Origin of the sequence: Sphingomonas sp. PWP1-2, from assembly GCF_049898305.1 — a bacterium.
GTDB classification, from domain to species: domain Bacteria; phylum Pseudomonadota; class Alphaproteobacteria; order Sphingomonadales; family Sphingomonadaceae; genus Sphingomonas; species Sphingomonas glacialis.
On sequence record NZ_JAFCXM010000001.1, the window covers coordinates 875,335 to 891,947 of the forward strand.

Annotated in this window: 20 protein-coding genes and 1 tRNA gene; 7 read left to right on the forward strand and 14 right to left on the reverse strand. The window is 66.7% G+C overall.

Annotation, left to right across the window (positions count from 1 at the left end):
* The gene (locus ACP7C5_RS04245; protein WP_426263283.1) at positions 1–1,929 is read left to right on the forward strand and encodes an alpha-L-fucosidase; all 1,929 of its coding nucleotides are present in this window, start codon (positions 1–3) and stop codon (positions 1,927–1,929) included.
* A gap of 48 nt (positions 1,930–1,977) precedes the next feature.
* Here the strand turns inward: ACP7C5_RS04245 and ACP7C5_RS04250 are convergent, their stop codons facing one another.
* The 10 genes from ACP7C5_RS04250 to ACP7C5_RS04295 form a co-directional block, all read right to left on the reverse strand.
* Positions 1,978–2,859, reverse strand: coding sequence for an SGNH/GDSL hydrolase family protein (locus ACP7C5_RS04250; RefSeq protein WP_426263284.1), 882 nt, complete (start codon positions 2,857–2,859; stop codon positions 1,978–1,980).
* Positions 2,860–2,998: 139 nt separating this feature from the next.
* Positions 2,999–3,442 carry a peptide-methionine (R)-S-oxide reductase MsrB gene (msrB, locus tag ACP7C5_RS04255; protein ID WP_133189300.1) on the reverse strand — a complete coding sequence of 148 codons (444 nt, stop codon included), beginning with the start codon at positions 3,440–3,442 and terminating at the stop codon, positions 2,999–3,001.
* Positions 3,443–3,468: 26 nt separating this feature from the next.
* Positions 3,469–3,996: a DUF1440 domain-containing protein gene (locus ACP7C5_RS04260; RefSeq protein ID WP_426263285.1), complete on the reverse strand. Its 528-nt coding sequence runs from the start codon at positions 3,994–3,996 to the stop codon at positions 3,469–3,471.
* 306 nt (positions 3,997–4,302) lie between these two features.
* Entirely contained in the window at positions 4,303–6,612 is a 2,310-nt protein-coding gene (locus tag ACP7C5_RS04265) for a molybdopterin cofactor-binding domain-containing protein (RefSeq protein ID WP_426263286.1), read from the reverse strand.
* Positions 6,609–7,073, reverse strand: coding sequence for a (2Fe-2S)-binding protein (locus ACP7C5_RS04270; protein ID WP_133189294.1), 465 nt, complete (start codon positions 7,071–7,073; stop codon positions 6,609–6,611). Before ACP7C5_RS04270 ends, ACP7C5_RS04265 begins: the two co-directional genes overlap by 4 nt.
* Complete coding sequence (locus ACP7C5_RS04275) at positions 7,070–8,362, reverse strand: c-type cytochrome (RefSeq protein WP_426263287.1); 1,293 nt, start codon at positions 8,360–8,362, stop codon at positions 7,070–7,072. The genes ACP7C5_RS04270 and ACP7C5_RS04275 overlap by 4 nt, the downstream gene beginning before the upstream one ends.
* Positions 8,363–8,520: 158 nt before the next feature.
* On the reverse strand, positions 8,521–8,772 hold the full coding sequence (locus ACP7C5_RS04280) for an NADPH-dependent FMN reductase (RefSeq protein ID WP_426263288.1): 252 nt from the start codon (positions 8,770–8,772) through the stop codon (positions 8,521–8,523).
* The gene (locus tag ACP7C5_RS04285) at positions 8,769–9,248 is read right to left on the reverse strand and encodes a DUF1348 family protein (RefSeq protein ID WP_426263289.1); all 480 of its coding nucleotides are present in this window, start codon (positions 9,246–9,248) and stop codon (positions 8,769–8,771) included. The genes ACP7C5_RS04280 and ACP7C5_RS04285 overlap by 4 nt, the downstream gene beginning before the upstream one ends.
* Positions 9,245–9,877 (reverse strand): pyridoxamine 5'-phosphate oxidase family protein, encoded by a 633-nt coding sequence (locus ACP7C5_RS04290; RefSeq protein ID WP_426263290.1) that lies wholly within the window; start codon positions 9,875–9,877, stop codon positions 9,245–9,247. The genes ACP7C5_RS04285 and ACP7C5_RS04290 overlap by 4 nt, the downstream gene beginning before the upstream one ends.
* Before the next feature lie 69 nt (positions 9,878–9,946).
* Positions 9,947–10,492: a carboxymuconolactone decarboxylase family protein gene (locus ACP7C5_RS04295; RefSeq protein WP_426263291.1), complete on the reverse strand. Its 546-nt coding sequence runs from the start codon at positions 10,490–10,492 to the stop codon at positions 9,947–9,949.
* A gap of 114 nt (positions 10,493–10,606) precedes the next feature.
* Between ACP7C5_RS04295 and ACP7C5_RS04300 the strand changes: the two genes are divergently transcribed.
* A complete protein-coding gene (locus ACP7C5_RS04300; protein WP_426263292.1) occupies positions 10,607–11,512 on the forward strand; it encodes a LysR family transcriptional regulator in 906 nt (301 codons plus the stop codon).
* A 22-nt stretch (positions 11,513–11,534) separates the two neighbouring features.
* Here the strand turns inward: ACP7C5_RS04300 and ACP7C5_RS04305 are convergent, their stop codons facing one another.
* From ACP7C5_RS04305 to ACP7C5_RS04315, 3 genes are read right to left on the reverse strand one after another with little or no spacing between them, the layout of a single operon-like run.
* Entirely contained in the window at positions 11,535–12,221 is a 687-nt protein-coding gene (locus ACP7C5_RS04305; RefSeq protein ID WP_426263293.1) for a DUF1223 domain-containing protein, read from the reverse strand.
* A 1-nt stretch (position 12,222) separates the two neighbouring features.
* A complete protein-coding gene (locus ACP7C5_RS04310) occupies positions 12,223–12,681 on the reverse strand; it encodes a DoxX family protein (RefSeq protein WP_426263294.1) in 459 nt (152 codons plus the stop codon).
* A 60-nt stretch (positions 12,682–12,741) separates the two neighbouring features.
* Entirely contained in the window at positions 12,742–13,017 is a 276-nt protein-coding gene (locus ACP7C5_RS04315; RefSeq protein WP_426263295.1) for a DUF2282 domain-containing protein, read from the reverse strand.
* 234 nt (positions 13,018–13,251) lie between these two features.
* Between ACP7C5_RS04315 and ACP7C5_RS04320 the strand changes: the two genes are divergently transcribed.
* The 5 genes from ACP7C5_RS04320 to ACP7C5_RS04340 all read left to right on the forward strand — a co-directional run bounded on the left by ACP7C5_RS04320 (position 13,252) and on the right by ACP7C5_RS04340 (position 16,452).
* Complete coding sequence (locus tag ACP7C5_RS04320) at positions 13,252–13,791, forward strand: sigma-70 family RNA polymerase sigma factor (RefSeq protein ID WP_189675202.1); 540 nt, start codon at positions 13,252–13,254, stop codon at positions 13,789–13,791.
* Positions 13,788–14,429, forward strand: a complete 642-nt coding sequence (locus ACP7C5_RS04325; protein WP_133189272.1) for a DUF1109 domain-containing protein — start codon at positions 13,788–13,790, stop codon at positions 14,427–14,429. The genes ACP7C5_RS04320 and ACP7C5_RS04325 overlap by 4 nt, the downstream gene beginning before the upstream one ends.
* Before the next feature lie 82 nt (positions 14,430–14,511).
* Entirely contained in the window at positions 14,512–14,772 is a 261-nt protein-coding gene (locus ACP7C5_RS04330; protein ID WP_426263296.1) for a hypothetical protein, read from the forward strand.
* Between the two features lie 73 nt (positions 14,773–14,845).
* On the forward strand, positions 14,846–15,697 hold the full coding sequence (locus ACP7C5_RS04335) for a DUF692 domain-containing protein (protein ID WP_426263297.1): 852 nt from the start codon (positions 14,846–14,848) through the stop codon (positions 15,695–15,697).
* Complete coding sequence (locus ACP7C5_RS04340; RefSeq protein WP_426263298.1) at positions 15,694–16,452, forward strand: DNA-binding domain-containing protein; 759 nt, start codon at positions 15,694–15,696, stop codon at positions 16,450–16,452. The genes ACP7C5_RS04335 and ACP7C5_RS04340 overlap by 4 nt, the downstream gene beginning before the upstream one ends.
* A gap of 74 nt (positions 16,453–16,526) precedes the next feature.
* On the opposite strand, the gene ACP7C5_RS04345 is transcribed toward ACP7C5_RS04340, so the two are convergent.
* Positions 16,527–16,602: transfer RNA gene (locus ACP7C5_RS04345), tRNA-Thr, on the reverse strand.
* Between the last annotated feature and the right edge of the window lie 11 nt (positions 16,603–16,613).

Here is a 16,613-nt window from a genome sequence, read left to right on the forward strand (position 1 = left end):
ATGCCCGTGATCCGTCCTTCGCGCCGCCGCGTGCTTGCCTCCGGCCTTGCCGCCACTGCTGCCGCCACTGCCGTGCCCGCGCTGACCAAGGGTGCGGTGGCACCGCCGCAGCCGTGGGGCGCGACGCCGTCGAAGCGCCAGCTCGCCTGGCATGCGCGCGGGCAATATGCCTTCGTCCATTTCTCGATCAACACCTTCACCGACAAGGAATGGGGGTATGGCGACGAGGATCCGGCGCTGTTCGACCCGACCGACTTCTCGCCCGACCAGATCGTCGCGGCGGCCAAGGCGGGCGGCATGACGGGCATCATCCTCACCGCCAAGCATCATGACGGCTTCTGCCTGTGGCCGACGCATCTGACCGAGCGCTGCATCCGCAACACGCCGTACAAGCAGGGCAAGGGCGACGTGGTCGGCGAGATGGCGGCGGCGACGCGTCGCGCGGGGCTCGCCTTCGGCCTCTATCTCTCGCCGTGGGACCGGCATCATCCCGAATACGGCCGGCCCGCCTATGTCGACTATTTCCGCAAGCAGATCGTCGAGCTCTGCACGCGCTATGGCGAGCTGTTCGAATTCTGGTTCGACGGCGCCAATGGCGGCGACGGCTATTACGGTGGCGCGCGCGAGACCCGCAAGATCGATGCGCCGGCCTATTACGACTGGCCCAAAACGGTCGCGCTGGTGCATCAGTATCAGCCGATGGCGTGTACCTTCGATCCGCTCGGCGCCGACCTGCGCTGGGTCGGCAACGAGGATGGCGTGGCGGGCGATCCGTGCTGGCCGACGATGCCAAACCATCCCTATGTCCAGTCCGAGGGCAATAGCGGCGTGCGCGGCGGCGCCTTGTGGTGGCCGGCCGAGACCGACGTGTCGATCCGCCCCGGCTGGTTCTACCACGCCGACGAGGATGCCAAGGTCAAGACGCCCGCGCAGTTGCTGGAGCTGTACGACAGCTCGGTCGGGCGCGGCACCAACCTCAACCTCAATCTGCCGCCCGATCGGCGCGGGCGGCTGGCCGATGGCGACGTCGCGGTGCTGCGCGCCTTCGGTGCCGCGCAGGCCGCGACCTATGCGCGCGACCTCGCACAGGGCGCGATCGCGAGCGCGAGCGACACGCGCGGCCCGGCTTTTGCCGCCGCACGCGTGCTCGATGGCCGGCGCGACAGCTATTGGTCGAGCGGCGACGCGGTGACGACGCCGAGCCTGACGCTCGACCTCCCGCCGGGGCGGCGCTTCGACCTGATTCGGCTGCGCGAATATCTGCCGCTCGGCGCGCGCGTGACGCGCTTTGCAGTCGATGCCGAGATCGAAGGCGCATGGCGGACGCTCGCCGACCATGAAGCGATCGGACCGCAGCGCATCATCCGACTGCCGCAGCCGATCACCGCGCGGCGGGTCCGTCTCCGCATCCTCGCGGCGCCGGTCTGCCCGGCGATCAGCGAAGTCGCGCTGTTCCTGCAAGTCCAGCCGGCCGCGGTCGTGCTGGTGCGTGCGCACGATGCGACGACACTGTCGAGCGCGGGCTGGCGGATCGTGACCGCCTCGGGCCCCGGTGCCGAGGCTTTGCTCGACGACGACGCGGCGACGCGCTGGACCGTGCCTGCCCCGACGCCGGGCCGGCCCGCCAGCGTGACGATCGACATGGGCGCAGTAATGGCGCTTGCCGGGATAAGCGTAACGCCGTCGCGGACGATCGCCAAAGGCGTGGCGCCGCCGCGCGATTATCGGTTCGAGACGAGCCTCGACGGCGCGCGCTGGGAGCTCGCGGCGGCGGGCGAACTTCCCAATATCGCCTATGCGCTGGCGACGCAGCGGATCGCGTTCGGCACAACGCGGCCGACGCGGTGGTTGCGCCTCACCTTCACGCAAACCGCCGTCCCCGCCGACAAGCTTGCGCTTGCAGGCATCGGGGCGTTCCTCAAACGGTAGGGCGTCGGTCAGGTTTCGTCGGTTGCTCGCGGCGTCCGCGCTGGGGACTCACGTCGTCCGCGACTGAATCTGCCGGCCGAGCGCCTCGGCGATCGCGGCCATTCCGCGGGCGTTCGGGTGATATGGCACGAAGCTCGGTCCGCCGGGCAGGGGGAAGCCATTGACCCACGGCTCGGCGCTGCACGCGGTGTGGGCGCTCGACAGGTCGGATGCTTTCAGGACTTCGGATCCGGTCTCGGCGGCGACTCGCGCGGTCAGCGCTGCAAGCCGTCGCGCCGTGGCGCGGCCAGTATCGGCCTCGGCGCGGGACAGCGGCACGCTCGCGCACGTCTCGACCGGCGGCAATACCGATACATAATCGACGAAGATCAATCGCGCCGCGGGCGCGCGGCGATGCACCTCGGCCGCAATGCTGCGCAGCGCGGTGTCGAGCTTCGCCCAGTCGGCTTCGAGGACCTGCGGGGGCGCGGGGCATCTGCCTCCCGGCGTTCCGGATGGCGGCGCAGCAAAGCTGCGGCACGAGGCCGATCCGAGGCCGCCGATATAGCCGACATCGTTGCCGCCGATCGTGATCGTCACCAGCCCGGTATCGCGGGTCAGCGCGTCGATCTGCGGCGGCAGCGCGTCCCAGGGCCCGAGAATATGCGCCGTGGTCGCGCCGCTGCAGCTCACATCGTCGAGCTGCAAGCCGAGCTTGCGCGCGAGGAGATGCGCATAATTGTCTGTCGAACGGGCGCAACGCGTGGCGGGCTGGTCGGCTGATGACGTGACTCCGGGCCCCGCCGCAAACGAGCTTCCCATTGCGACATAGCGGGCGCCGGGCGCTACAACGCGGGCCTGGGGATGCGGGCTTGTCGTACAGGCCGCGAGCAACGCGGACACGCCGACCACCAGACCTGCCCGCCAGCGTGAACCGTTTGGATCCGTCATGCTCTCACCTCCCGGAACCCGTCGATAGCACGGGACCCCTCATGCGCGTTACATGCCGGAAACAGCGCGGTCACGCGATTGTCAAAGGGTCTACGCTAAGCGTCCGTCTGCGGAGGAAGCGGTGGCGCAGAAGCGGCGTTCAGCCCTCGACTTGATCGAGATACGCACCATAGCCCTCGGCTTCCATCGCAGCGCGGGGTACGAAGCGCAAAGATGCCGAGTTGATGCAATAGCGTAGCCCGCCGCGATCCCGCGGACCGTCATTGAAAACGTGTCCGAGGTGGCTGTCACCGTTGGCGGAACGGACTTCTGTGCGGACCATGCCGAGCGTGGCATCGCGCAACTCGGCAACATTGGCGGGCTCGATCGGCTTGGTGAAGCTCGGCCAGCCACAGTGCGATTCGTATTTGTCGGCAGACGCGAACAACGGCTCCCCCGAAACGATGTCGACATAGATGCCGGCATCCGTGGTGTGGAGATATTCGCCCGTACCGGGACGCTCGGTGCCGCTTTTTTGCGTCACGCGATATTGTTCGGGCGAGAGCCGCGCGATTGCGGCGTCGGTCTTGCGATAATCAGCCATGGTCATGCTCCTTGCGTTGCTATCGTTCAGTCGCCCTGGCGGGGCAGCAGCGTACCGGCGACGTGCCGGCGGACGATCTCGCTCACGCCGCCGAAGACGATATGCGAGGCGTAGGAATACACATTGCTTGCGATCCCGGCGTTCCACGGCGCGCTGCCGAGCCCTGTCGCGGGAACGGCGGCTTCGTCGAGCACCGTTGCGGTGCCGAGCCCGAACCCCAGCCCATAGCCGGAGGTGACCGACGGGCGAAACTCCGCTGCGATGCCATAGGCCGCGCCGAGCGCAATCCCGACAGCATAGTGAACCGCCTGGCCGGCAAGCGGTTTGTCCGCGGCGGCGACGGCTTGCCCCGTAAGGCTCTCCGACACCGCATCGGCGGCTTTTTCCGTCGCGGGCTCGGAATCGCTCCCGCTCGACGGAAGCAACGGCGATACCGCGGCCTGGAACCGGTCCATCGCAAAGGATGCCACGGCGCCCGCTATCACGCCCGCTACGGCACCTCTTGCCAGCCTTGCGGCAACGCTCTCATCGGTCTTGGCTGGGGTCGAGGCCATCGCATATCTCCTGGGGGCTGCCGCGCGACAACGACGGAGCGGCAGACGGGTTGCGACGGGAACGCTTGCGATGGCGTTTTGCCTCGGCCGCTTCGGTTGGCACGCTCGACTGTCGGCTGCACGGTGCGGACGCGCCAGCGAGCGGCCCTAAGGAGACCGCTCGACGGGTCGAGGCGTTCGGCCAGCTTCCAGCTTTCGTCCGGCATCGCGACGCGATGGAGCCCGGCGCAAAAGGTCAGAGTGCCGAGCATCGCGGGCGATACAGGGTTCCCGCGAGCGGCGCTGTCAGCCGCCGCGAGCGTACATCTACCGCGCTTTCAATGCGGCCAGGACCGCGGCCGGGGTGATGGGAATGTGGCGCAATCGGATCCCGCTCGCGGCGTAGATCGCATTGCCGATCGCGGGGCCGACGACCGTAGTGGCAGGCTCGCCCAGCCCGACGGGCACGTTTTCGCTCTCGACGAAACTGATGTCGAGTTGCGGCACGTCGGCGATGCGCAGCGGGGTGTAGGTGTTGAGATTGGTGTCCTTCACCTGGCCCGCGGCGAATTCGGTGCCCTCGTGCAGCGCCATGCTCAGGCCCCACAGCGCGCCGCCCTGCACCTGCGCCAGCGCGCCGTCGGGATCGACGATCGTGCCGGCGTCGACCACGAGCGTCAGCTTCTCCACGCGGACGATGCCGGTCGCGCGATCGACATGGACTTGCGCTGCACAGGCGACCCAGGTCGGCATGTCGCGCTCCTGCCCGAAGCTGGTGGCGACGCCGAGCCCGGTATCGGCGGGAAGTTTTGCGCCCCAACCGGCCTTCTCGGCGACACGGCGCACCACTTCGGCCTGGCGGAGCGCGCCGCCGACCGCGTTGGGCGCGGTGCCGGCGTTGCGGCCCTTGCCGGTCAGCAGCTTCAACCGGAACGCGACCGGGTCAATGTTTGTGTGGTGCGCCGCTTCGTCGATGAAGCTCTCGAGCGCCCAGTTGGTCCAGCCTGGTCCCACCGAGCGCAGCCAGCCCGGGCGGAAGGTGGCGTTGGCGAGATCGTTGGCGACCGCGCGGACCTGCTGGTGGCCGACATCGTACCAATGGTCCGCACCCGAGATTGCGAAGGGATCGTATTGGCCGCCCTTCTTGGTCTTGGCGAGCAAGGTCGGCCCGGCGATCACCTGCGTCGGCCAGCCGGCGCAAGCGTGATGCTCCATCGCCTGGATCTGGCCGCTGCCGTCGAACTGCATCCGCAGCCGCTGCACCGAGGGCGAGCGCACCGAATCGAAGCGCGCATCGTCCTCGCGCGTCATGATCATCTTGACCGGGCGGCCAAGCGCCTTGGTCGCGAGCGCGGCCGGGATCGTATAGTCGCCGTTGAGCCGCCGGCCGAAGCCGCCGCCGAGCAGATAGCTGCGCAGCACCACCTTGGTCTCGGCCACGCCGAGCGCCTTGGCGAGCGTGGGCAGGATCAGGCTCTGCCACTGGTTGCCGGTGTGGATCTCGAACACGCCGTCCTTTTCGAACGCGAGCGCGTTGAGCGGCTCGAGCTGGAAATGGAGCACGGTCGCGGTGGTGTAGATCTGCTCGATCGTGCTCGCCGCGGCGGCGGTGAAGTTCGGCGTGCTGTCGTCGTCGGCGATGTCGAGCAGAATGCCGCCATCGGCCTTGGCGACGAGCGCGCGGGCATGGTCCTGCAGCGTTTGCTCGCTCATGTCCGCGCCGGGGCCGGGCGTCCAGGTGACGTCGAGCAGGTCGGTCGCCTTGAGCGCGGCATAATAGGAGGTTGCGATCACCATCACCCAGCCGGGCACGGTGTCCGAGGGATCGTCGAGCACCAGATAGCGCAGATAGCCTTTGACCTTCTTGGCCGCGGCGTCGTCGACCGACACGACCTTCGATCCGTTGCGCGTCGGCGGCAGCTTGGGGCGGGCATAGACCATCCCCGGCAGCTTGGCGTCGATGCCGTAGACCGCGGTGCCGTTGGTCTTGGCGTCGATGTCGAGGCCATGCGTCTCGCGCCCGATCAGGCGGCGCTCCTTGACCGGCTTGATCGGCAGCGCCTTGAGCTCGTCGGGGGTGAATTGCCGCGCGACGGTGCCGCTCTTGGCGATGTCGCCATAGGACATCGAACGCCCGCCGGCATGGACCGCGCCGTCTTTAGCCGTGCAGTTCGCGGGGTTGGCGCCCATCAGCTTGGCGCCGGCTTCGATCAGCGCGATCCGCCCTGCGGCGCCCGCCTGGCTGAACACCGGGAAGGTCTGCCAGACCGACCAGCTGCCGCCGGTGACCATCAGGCCCCATTTCGGGTCGCTGTCGACATGGACGATGCGCACCTTGTCCCAATCGGCCTCGAGCTCGTCGGCGAGGATGCGGGCGAGCGCGGTGCCGACGTGCTGGCCCATCTCGGCGCGGATGATGTTGATGGTGACGATACCCGCCGCGTCGATCCCGAACCAGATCGTCGGTTCGAATTGCGGCCCGGTGGCGGAGGCGGGTACGCTGCCCGGCACCGCCGGATCGATCGCCGCCAGCACGCGCGAGAAGCCGAATGCGACCCCCGCCGCGCCGCTCGCCACGAGGAAGCCACGCCGGCTGAACGGCGTCGTCGCTTCGGCGCGCGTGATGAGGCGGCTCATGCCTTGGTTCCCATCTCGGCGGCTGCCTGTTTGATCGCCGCGCGGATGCGGACATAGGTCATGCAGCGGCACAGACTCCCGGTCATCACCGCGTCGATCTCGTCGTCGCTGGGGGCGGGGAAATCCTGCAGCATCGCCGCCGCCTGCATGATCTGGCCCGACTGGCAGTAGCCGCATTGCGGCACCTGCAGCGCGCGCCACGCCTGTTGCAGCGGGTGATTTGCGGCGGGGTCGAGCCCTTCGATCGTCGTGATGGCGGCGCCCTCGACCGACGCGAGCGGGGTGATGCAGGAGCGCGTCGCGCGGCCGCCGACATGGACGGTGCAGGCGCCGCACATCCCGATCCCGCAGCCGAACTTCGTGCCGGTCAGCCCGATATGATCGCGGATCACCCACAGCAGAGGCGTGTCGTCCTCGACGTCGGTGGTCACCGCGCGGCCGTTGATGGTGAAGCTGGTCATTGGCCCTGGCCTTGCGCGCGGATGGTGGCGACTTTTGTCTCGAGATCGGCCCAGGCCGGCTTGGTCGTCCGGGTCGTCCGCAGATAGGCGGAGATCCGTGCGACGTCGGCGTTGGTGAAGCCGTGCGCGAAGCCCGGCATTACCACGCCCGGCGCGCCGTCCTGCGCGCTCACCCCATAGAGGATGACGCGGATCAGATTGGTCGGATCGTCGAGGTTGACTGCGCTGTTGAGCGCGAGATCGGGGCGCAGCGGGTTCAGCTGGCGACCGTTATAGTGGCACGCGGCGCAGGCCCCGGCATAGAGCCGCGCGGCGGGATCGTAGGTCAGTCCGGTACCGATCTTGTCGGCGGCCAAGGCCTTCACGATCGCGGCATCGCCCTGCGCGCCTTGGCTCGCCGATCCGTTGCGGCTGGCGAAATAGGTGGCGATCGCGGCGACGTCTGCAGCGGGGAGGTGGGAGAGACCGCGCGGAACCGCGCCCATCGGCCCGGCGGCGGTGCCATGATAGCGGCCGATGCCGGTACCGAGATAGGCGACCAGCTCGGCGTGCGTCCACGGCACGGGCGATGGGTTGGTCTTGTCGAGCGGCGGCGCGATCCAGCCGTCGATCGGTGCGCCTGCATAGGCGCGATCCCGGATCTCGGCGCCGAGCATGCCGCGCGGCGTGTGGCAGGCGCCGCAATGGCTGATGCCCTCGGCAAGATAGGCGCCCCGATTCCATTCGGCGCTTTGTGTCGGCTGGGGCTGGAAGCGGCCGGGGGTGAAGAACAGCAGCTTCCACCCGGCCTGCAACAGGCGGATGTTGAGCGGGAAGGGTACGGTGTTGTCGCTGGCTTCCTGGCGAACGGGCGCGCGGGTCATGAAATACGCATACAGCGCGGCCACGTCGCCGTCGGTCAGCTTGGTGAAATGGTCGTAGGGAAACGCCGGCAACAAATGCGCGCCGTTGCGCGACACCCCCTCATGCATCGCCCGCCGGAACGCGGGTTCAGACCATTTACCGATCCCCGTCGCGGGATCGGGCGTGATGTTGGTCGAATAGATCGTCCCGAACTGCGTCGCCATCGGATAGCCGCCGGCGAACGGCTTGCCATGCTTGGCGGTATGGCATGCAGAGCAATAGCCGGCGCTGGCCAGAACTTCGCCCTGTGCGACCAGCGCGGGCGCGAAGCTGCCGGGCGCGGGCGGCGCGATCTCGGCGATCGCTGGGCGCCACGCGAAGACGCAGAACGCGACGAGTCCGACGACGATGACGCCGATGAGACCGAGAAGCAGGCGCTTCAGCACGGGGAACAGGATCTCATGCGCAGCCCTTCGATCGGATGATCCGAGGCCTGGCCTCATCGGCCTCTTACGCTGTCGCGTCTAGTGGCCGTTTGAGCGGTGTATCCCTGTATTGCGCAGAGTGATTTTGAGGTCAGCCGCACGCAGGACCGCAATTCAGCCTATCGCTCGTGCGCATATTCCGGGCTCGCCACGATCACCCCGTCCGCGGCAACAATCGTTGCGCGCAAGACCTTGACGGTTTCGGGCAGATCCGCCTCCAAATCGGGGTTGAACAGCGGCAGCGCGCCTAGCGAAACCAGCGCGACGGAAACGCCCTCGGGCGCTCCAGCTGCGATCGTGCGCAGCAATGCCGTGTTGATCGAGCTTGCCCGCAGGCTGCCCGATACGGCCGCGATGCGGATCGCGGTCATCCGTTTACGCCGGCCAAGCCGGGATACGCCCGCGGACGCGGTGCGGGGGCATCCCACAGGAAGCGACGCTCCCCCTCCGCGATCGCGAGATCGTTCACCGACGCTTCGCGCCGCCGCATCAGTCCGTTTTCGGCAAACTCCCACTGCTCGTTGCCGTAGCTCCGATACCACTGACCAGCGATGCGGCACTCGTATTGAAACCGCACCGCGATCCGGTTGTCGGTGAACGCCCAAAGGTCCTTGACCAAGCGATAGTCCTGCTCGCGCGACCATTTGGCGCTCGGCAGGGCGATAATGGCGGGTCGCCCCGTGACGAAGCTGTCCCGGTTTCGCCACGCGCTGTCGACCGTATAGGCCAGCGCCACCCGCTCGGGATCGCGGCTGTTCCAGGCATCCTCCGCCGCCCGCACCTTGAGCACGGCGCTCTCGCGCGTGAAGGGCGGCAGCGGGAACCGTGGAGTTTCGAGCGTGCTCATGCGGGCAGGTCCTTTTCGGCAAGCGCTGTACGCAGCGCGATGTTTTCGGCTTCGAGCGCCGCGAGTCTGGCGTGGAGTGGCGCAGATGCCGCGGCGATCTCGGCCTCGGTAAAGCGCGGGGTAATATGCTGCGGGCAATTCCAATCGAACGCTGCGAGGTGCAGCAGGAACACGCGTTCGGGCACGCCACGATAGCTCGGCAGGTCGAGCTTGCTCGCCAGCACGGGATCGGTCGAGAGATCACGCGCCTCGATCCGGGCATAGAGTTTCAGTCGGCGACGGCGCGGATAGTCCATCAGGAAAATCGCCACGCGGTTGTTCGCCGCCACGTTGCCAAGGCTGATATATTGGCGATTGCCCCGAAAGTCCGCGAAGGCGAGTGTCGTTTGGTCAAGCACCTTGAGGAAACCCGCCGGGCCGCCGCGATGCTGGACATAGGGCCAGCCGCTTTCCGATACGCTCGCCAGGTAGAAGCTGTCGCGCTCGGCGATGAACTGGACTTCGGCCGGTCCGAAACGGTCCGCTGGCCGGCGCCCGCCGACGGTGTCGTAAAGCCCGGCACTCCCATTCGCTACCTGTGCCGCGAGCACGCTCGGCGTCGTCGCAAGGGTGAGGAAGGCATTGGCCATGATCGAGCTCCGGTTGCTGCAGGGCGGCGTCGGCGGGCGCATTGAGCGCAAACCGCCGACCCCGGACCATCAAGCGGCTTCGGCCGCCAGGACGACTGGGAAGTCGATGTCGGTTCTGGCGACATTGTTGATGTAGTTGGTCAGCACGTTGAGCGCGACCGACGCGACGATCTCGATCACTTGCGCCTCGCTGAAGCCGGCCAGACGCACTTCGGCGAGGTCGGCGTCGCTGACCTGGCCGCGCGCCTCGTGGACCTTGCGGGCGAAGCCGACGGCCGCATCGGCCTTGGCGTCGCCCGAATGACCGGCGCGGTTCAGCGCGATCTCGGCGGCGTCGATCTTGGCGAGGTTCAGGCCGAGATAGGTATGCGCCGACAGGCAGTAATCGCAGCCATTGGCTTGCGCGATCACAAGCGCGATGCGCTCGCGGGTCTTGGCGTCGAGCGTGCGGCCCAGTGCGCCGTTGAGGCCGAGATAGCCCTCCAGCGCAGCCGGGCTGCTGCCGACGAGCCGGAACAGGTTGGGGACCATGCCAAGCTGCTTTTCGACCGCATCAAGCAGCGGCTGCGATTTTGCGGGGGAATCTTCGCGGGTGGGAGTGGCGATGCGGGACACGTCTTTTCTCCGGGTAGGCGGCTGGATGCGGCCTGCCCAGGGAAGATGCGCCTTGGGCTAGGATGTGATAATCCGTTCCTTCGACACTTCACTCATGCACAAATCGGGACAATCATGGATCGGCTCGACATGCTGCGCACCTTCGTCGCCGTCGCCGATCATGCGAGCTTTGCGGAGGCCGCGCGCCGACTGCGCGTTTCGCCTACAGCGGCGAGCCGGGCAGTCGCGGCGCTGGAGCTTGATCTCGGAACACCCTTGTTGCGGCGGACGACGCGATCGGTGCGGCTGACCGACGAGGGCGCGGCGTATCTCGAGCGCTGCCGCGCCGCGCTGACCGAACTCGACGATGCAGCGCTGGCGTTGCGCGGCACCGGTGCTCTGCCGGGAGGCAATCTTGTCGTCACCGCGCCGGTCACCTTTGGGCGGCTCCATATCCTGCCGATCACGACCAGCCTGTTGCGCAACCATCCGCGGTTAGGTGTCGAACTGACTTTGATCGATCGCGTCGTCCGCCTGGTCGAAGAGGGGATCGATGTCGCCGTGCGGATCGGCGATCTGTCAGACAGCGCGCTCCATGCCCTCAAGGTTGCGGAAGTGCGGCGCGTGCTCGTCGCCAGCCCGGGCTATCTCGCGGCACGCGGAACGCCCGTGACCGTGCCAGCGCTGCATGACCACGCCTTGATCTCCTTCACCGAGATCGATCGTGCGCACGAATGGCGCTTCGGAGCGACTGGCAAGACCGCCATCCGGATCGAACCAAGGCTGACCGTCAACACCGCCGATGCGGCGATTGCGGCTGCGGCCGATGGCGTGGGGATCGCGCGGGTGCTGTCCTATCAGGCGCTCGCGGCCGTCGCGTCGGGCCGCTTGGTCACGCTGCTCGACGAAGCCGCGCCGCCGCCCGTACCGGTCCACCTCGTCTATCAGGCCAATCGACGCACATCGGTCAACGTGCGCGCCTTCATCGATGCAGCGCGCGCGCATTTCAGCGGATTGGATCTGACCGGTCGCGCTGCGTAGAATCCGATGTCGGTTCGACGTGTCAAATGCGGGATGCGGCCACGATCCTCCCGCCACGTCCTGCTTGCACAAGCACGGCTGATTTGAGGTTGGGATCGGAATTCGTCGGGATCACCACCGTTTTCGACATCCCGTTCCACGTTCCGATGATGCTGAGCGACCGCACGACGTTGCGATGCACAAGCGTTCGGCCGCCATTCTCGCCCGCACGAATGGGAACGCTGAGCGCCCTTGCATCGTAGCGCACGAGCCAGATCGTCGCGGGCTGCGCGGTCGCGGCTTTCCCAATCGTCACCGTGCCGGGCGCAGCCTCGATGGCCGGGCCCGCCGGACCACGATCCTGCGTGCGGATTGCCGCCACCAGTTGCGCACGATTGCCGCCATTGACGGAGGCTCGGCCATTGATGACCGTCTGCGGCGTGGCGAACTGGCTGATGCCGGTGCGGGCATAATCGCGTTCGCGCTCGGTGAATTCGGGCTTGGCGAAGCTGTCCTTCCACCCGAGCTGATCCCAATACGTGACCGCGAAGGTCAGCGCGAGGATCTCCGGGCGATCGGCGATCCCGTTGATATTTGCGATCGCGGGCGGGCAGGACGAACAACCCTGGCTTTGGAACAGCTCGACGACGGTCGGATGCGTGGGGTCATTGGCCAAGGCCGGCGCGCCGCTCGCGATCACTGCAAGCGCGGGAAGGAGTCCGAACTTCATTTTACTGTTCCTTTTCGGTCGGAAGCGTCGGCAGCACGCGGTCGAGCGACCACGCTCCGCCGCCGCGGGCAATCAGCGGCAACAGGATCGCCGCCCAGCTGAGATGCGTCGGCCAGGCATCGGGATAGACGAAGATCTCGATCGTCAGCGTCATCAGCAACAAGGCGGCTGCCGAGAACCGTGTCGCGAGGCCGAGGACGAGCAGGATCGAGAAGAGATGCTCCGAATAGGTCGCGGCGACCGCCGCGATCGCGGGCGGAACCAGCGGCAGCGCATAGTCGGTGCGAAACAGTTCGTAGGTGCTGTCCGTGATCTGCAGCAGCCCGCCGACCTTGGTCCGGCCCGACAGGAAGAACACCGCTGCGATCCCCAACCGGGCGATCAGCAGCAGCGCCGCATCGGGGAGCAAGGCAGCCGCGCGTCGAACGGTGCGATCGTACAAGGCGACGAGCGACATCATGGGCGTCTCCGAAAAAATGGCCGGGGCGCGCGAGCGACACCCCGGTTCTGCGGCTGGCGATTACGCCTTGGGCGTCAGCGAACCAGTGCCCTTGGGCGTCTTTGTCGTGACGCACGTGCCCGCCTTGACGAGCTTCCAGGCATTGCCCTGATAATCGGCCTTGGACGTGCCCGCGCAGCTGGTGCCGGCCCCAGCCTTGCAGTCGTTCTTGCCGGCAAGCGCGACCCCGTAACATTTCTCCATCGCGGGCGCGGCGTGGGCACCACCGGAAAGCGTGGCACCGCCGGCCACTGCGAGGGCGAGGCTGGCGGCGAGTGCGGCATGGGTCGGATGCACGAGATGTTTCCTTCGATGATGGAAGCCTCTGCGGTGCGTGGTTCGGCGATGGGGGACCGCCGAACCACGCGGTGACCAGGAAGGAGGCGTCGGGGCAAACCCGGTCACATGGGCCAATTCGGCGGCACGGCTGGTTCGGTTACGTAAAAGCCGGCGCGAAAGAATTTTCCGCCGCTCGCGCGCTCGGGTGTAACCTTCTGGCCATGTCGCACGAAAACATCCTCGGGAGGGCTCATGCGAGCAAGTGAGGAACAGTTGCGCGGATTGATGATCGCTGGGCTCGACGGCAATGCCGACGACCACGCGGCGTTGCTGCGCTTGCTGGTCCCCATGCTTCGGGGATTCTACCGGCGTCGTGCAAGCGGCGACGGCGACGATATCGAGGATTTGGTGCAGGATACGCTGATCGCAGTTCATACCCGCCGTTCGACCTACGACCGCGACCGCCCGTTCACCGCGTGGCTGTTCGCGATCGCACGCTACAAGATGATCGATCATTTCCGCCGTAACCGTCGGACTCAGCCGATCGAAGGGCTGGAAGACATCTTGATCGCCGAAGGGTTCGAGGACGCCAGTTCCGCGCGCATGGACGTGGACGATTTGCTCGACACGCTTCCGCCCAAACAGGCGCGGATGATCCGCGCGACCAGGATCGAAGGGCTGAGTGTCGCCGAGGCTGCCAATACGCATGGTGTTGGCGAATCCGACGTGAAGATCTCGGTCCATCGCGGGCTCAAGACCTTGATGGCGCGCATCCAGGGAGGACGGGCATGAACACCGACGACCTGATCGCGACGCTCGCCAGCGATGTCCCGCCCGTGAAGCGCAGTGCGGTGGGCCGACGGCTCGTGCTTGGTATCGCGGCAGGTGCGGCCGTGTCGGCAAGCTATGTGTTGCTGATGTGGGGCGCGCGGCCTGATCTGGCGGTGGCGATGCACGGTTTCTATTTCTGGATGAAGTGGGCGTACACGATTTCGCTCGCCTTCGGGGCGTTGGCGCTGACCGCGCAATTGGCGCGTCCCGAAACGCATCGGTTGCGATGGCTGTGGCTGCTGGCGATCCCGGTACTGCTGCTGGCCAGCGTCGGCGTGTTCGAGCTCCTCCACACACCGCAAACGCAATGGCTGGCGATGTGGTTGGGCCAAAGCTGGAAACAATGTCCGTGGCGCGTACTCTCGCTCGCGATGCCGATCTTCATCGGGCTGCTCTGGTCGTTCCGGCGACTCGCGCCAACGCGATTGCGTCTGGCCGGCGCGGCGGCAGGATTGGCGGCGGGCGCGTTCGCCGCCACCGTCTATTGCCTGCATTGCCCCGAAGCCTCGGCGATCTTCGTGCTGACCTGGTATTCGCTCGGCATCCTGCTCGCCGCATCGTTCGGCGCGCTGGTGGGGCCGCGCCTGTTGCGTTGGTAAGTTTTGGCGAAGCTGTAACCGTCGATCGTGAACCCGCGAATTGGAGGAGCCAATCCGGCAAACCCCTTCCGGGAGATTTTCCATGCGTACTCTTCGTACCGGCATCAGCTTCGCCGCCGCCGCCGCCGTCGTCGCCATCAGTGCTGCGGCCCCGACCGTCGCGGTCGCAAAGGATGGCGACACGGTGCACTGCTACGGCGTCAATACCTGCAAGGGCACGTCGGACTGCAAGACCGCCAAGAACGAGTGCAAGGGCCAGAATGACTGCAAGGGACAGGGCTTCAAGGCGCTGTCGGCGAAGCAGTGCACGAAGGCCGGTGGCAGCCTGACCGCGCCGAACTGATCGCGGGACTCGGCCCGGTCGCCGTCAGGGGACCGGACCGACCTTCTTTCCAGCACGGATCAGGACGGACCCCATGCCAAAGCCCATGGCCTTGCCCATCACGCCCTTTGCCGGTTTCGGGCTCGGCTTGCGTAAACCGCACTACGCCGCGTTTCGCGAACACCGCGTCGCGGTCGATTTCGTCGAAGCGATTTCCGAGAATTTCATGGTCGATGGCGGCAAGCCGCGCCAGATCCTGCGCGATGTCCGCGCGTCCTATCCGGTCGCGCTGCACGGCGTTTCGATGTCGATCGGATCGGCCGACGGACTGGACGGGGCGTATCTCGCCCGGCTGCGCGCGCTGGTCGATGAGATCGAGCCTTTGTTCGTATCCGATCATCTCAGCTGGACTCGGATAGAGGGCTTCAGTTCGCACGATCTGCTCCCCTTGCCGTACACAGACGAAGCCCTCGCCCTGGTCTGCGCCAATATCGGCCGCGCGCAGGACGCGTTAGGACGCACGATGCTGATCGAGAATCCCTCGACCTATATCGCGTTTGAGGGTGCCGACATGACCGAATGGCAGTTCCTGGATGCGATGTGCGCGCGCAGCGGCTGCGGCCTGCTGCTCGACGTCAACAATGTGTTCGTCAGCGCGACCAACCACGGCTTCGATCCGATCGCCTATCTCAACGGCGTGCCGCACGAACGCGTGCGGCAGATTCATCTGGCCGGGCACAGCCGCGGACAGGACATGCTGATCGACACGCACGATCAACCTGTGCCGATCTCGGTATGGGACCTGTACGCGCATGTCTTGCCGATGCTCGGGCCGGTCGCGACGATGATCGAGCGTGACGACGACATCCCGCCGTTGGACGAGCTTCTCGCCGAGCTGGACCTTGCCCGGCGGATCGGCGGACAGCCCTTGGCCAAAGCGGCATGAGCTTGCTCGCGCTCCAGCGCGATATGCGCGCGTGGCTCGTCGCTGCGGATGCCGACGCGGCAAGCCGCTATGGCAGCGCGGCCGCAGCCGGCTTGCTGGTCTATCAGAACACGTATCGCGCCCAACTGGTCGCGTGCCTTGAGGAAAGCTTTGTGCAGACGCGCGCCTGGGTTGGCGGCGAGGCGTTTCACCATGCCGTCGTCGCCCATATCGAGCGCGTGCCACCGACGAGCTGGACGCTCGACGCCTATCCGCGGGATTTTCCGGCAACGCTTGCGGTGCTGTATCCCGATGATCCCGAAGTCGCCGAGCTTGCGTGGATCGAATACGCGCTCGGGGAGGCGTTTGTCGGTCCGGATAGCGCAGCCCTTGACGTGGGCGCGTTGGCGCATGTCGATTGGGATACGGCGAAGCTGCAGTTCACGCCGACGCTACGCCTGCGCGCGCTGACCACCAACGCGCCTGCGATCTGGTCGGCATTGTTCGCGGCAGAAGCGCCGCCGGCGGTTCAGGTGCTGCCCAAGCCGGGTGCGATTATGGTCTGGCGGCGCGATCAGGTCTCGCTGTTCCGCGCGATCGACCGCACCGAGCGCGATGCGCTGCTGCGAGCGACCGCGGGCGTGGCGTTTCCCGATCTGTGTGCGGAATTGGTCGAGGCCCATGGTGAGCATGCCGGCATAACGCGCGCCGGGACCATGCTGGGCCAGTGGCTTGCCGACGGGTTGATCGTGGGGGTCACCATCTTACAGCGTTGACCACGGACCCTCAAATGGTCGCCCTTAAGTTTTCTGGATCAATGGGTTACGGCCTGAATCTCGAGGATTCGAAGTGGTGCCGGCTGCAGGAATCGAACCCGCGACATCCAGTTTACAAAACTGGCGCTCTACCAACTGAGCTAAGCCGGCACGTTGTCGCT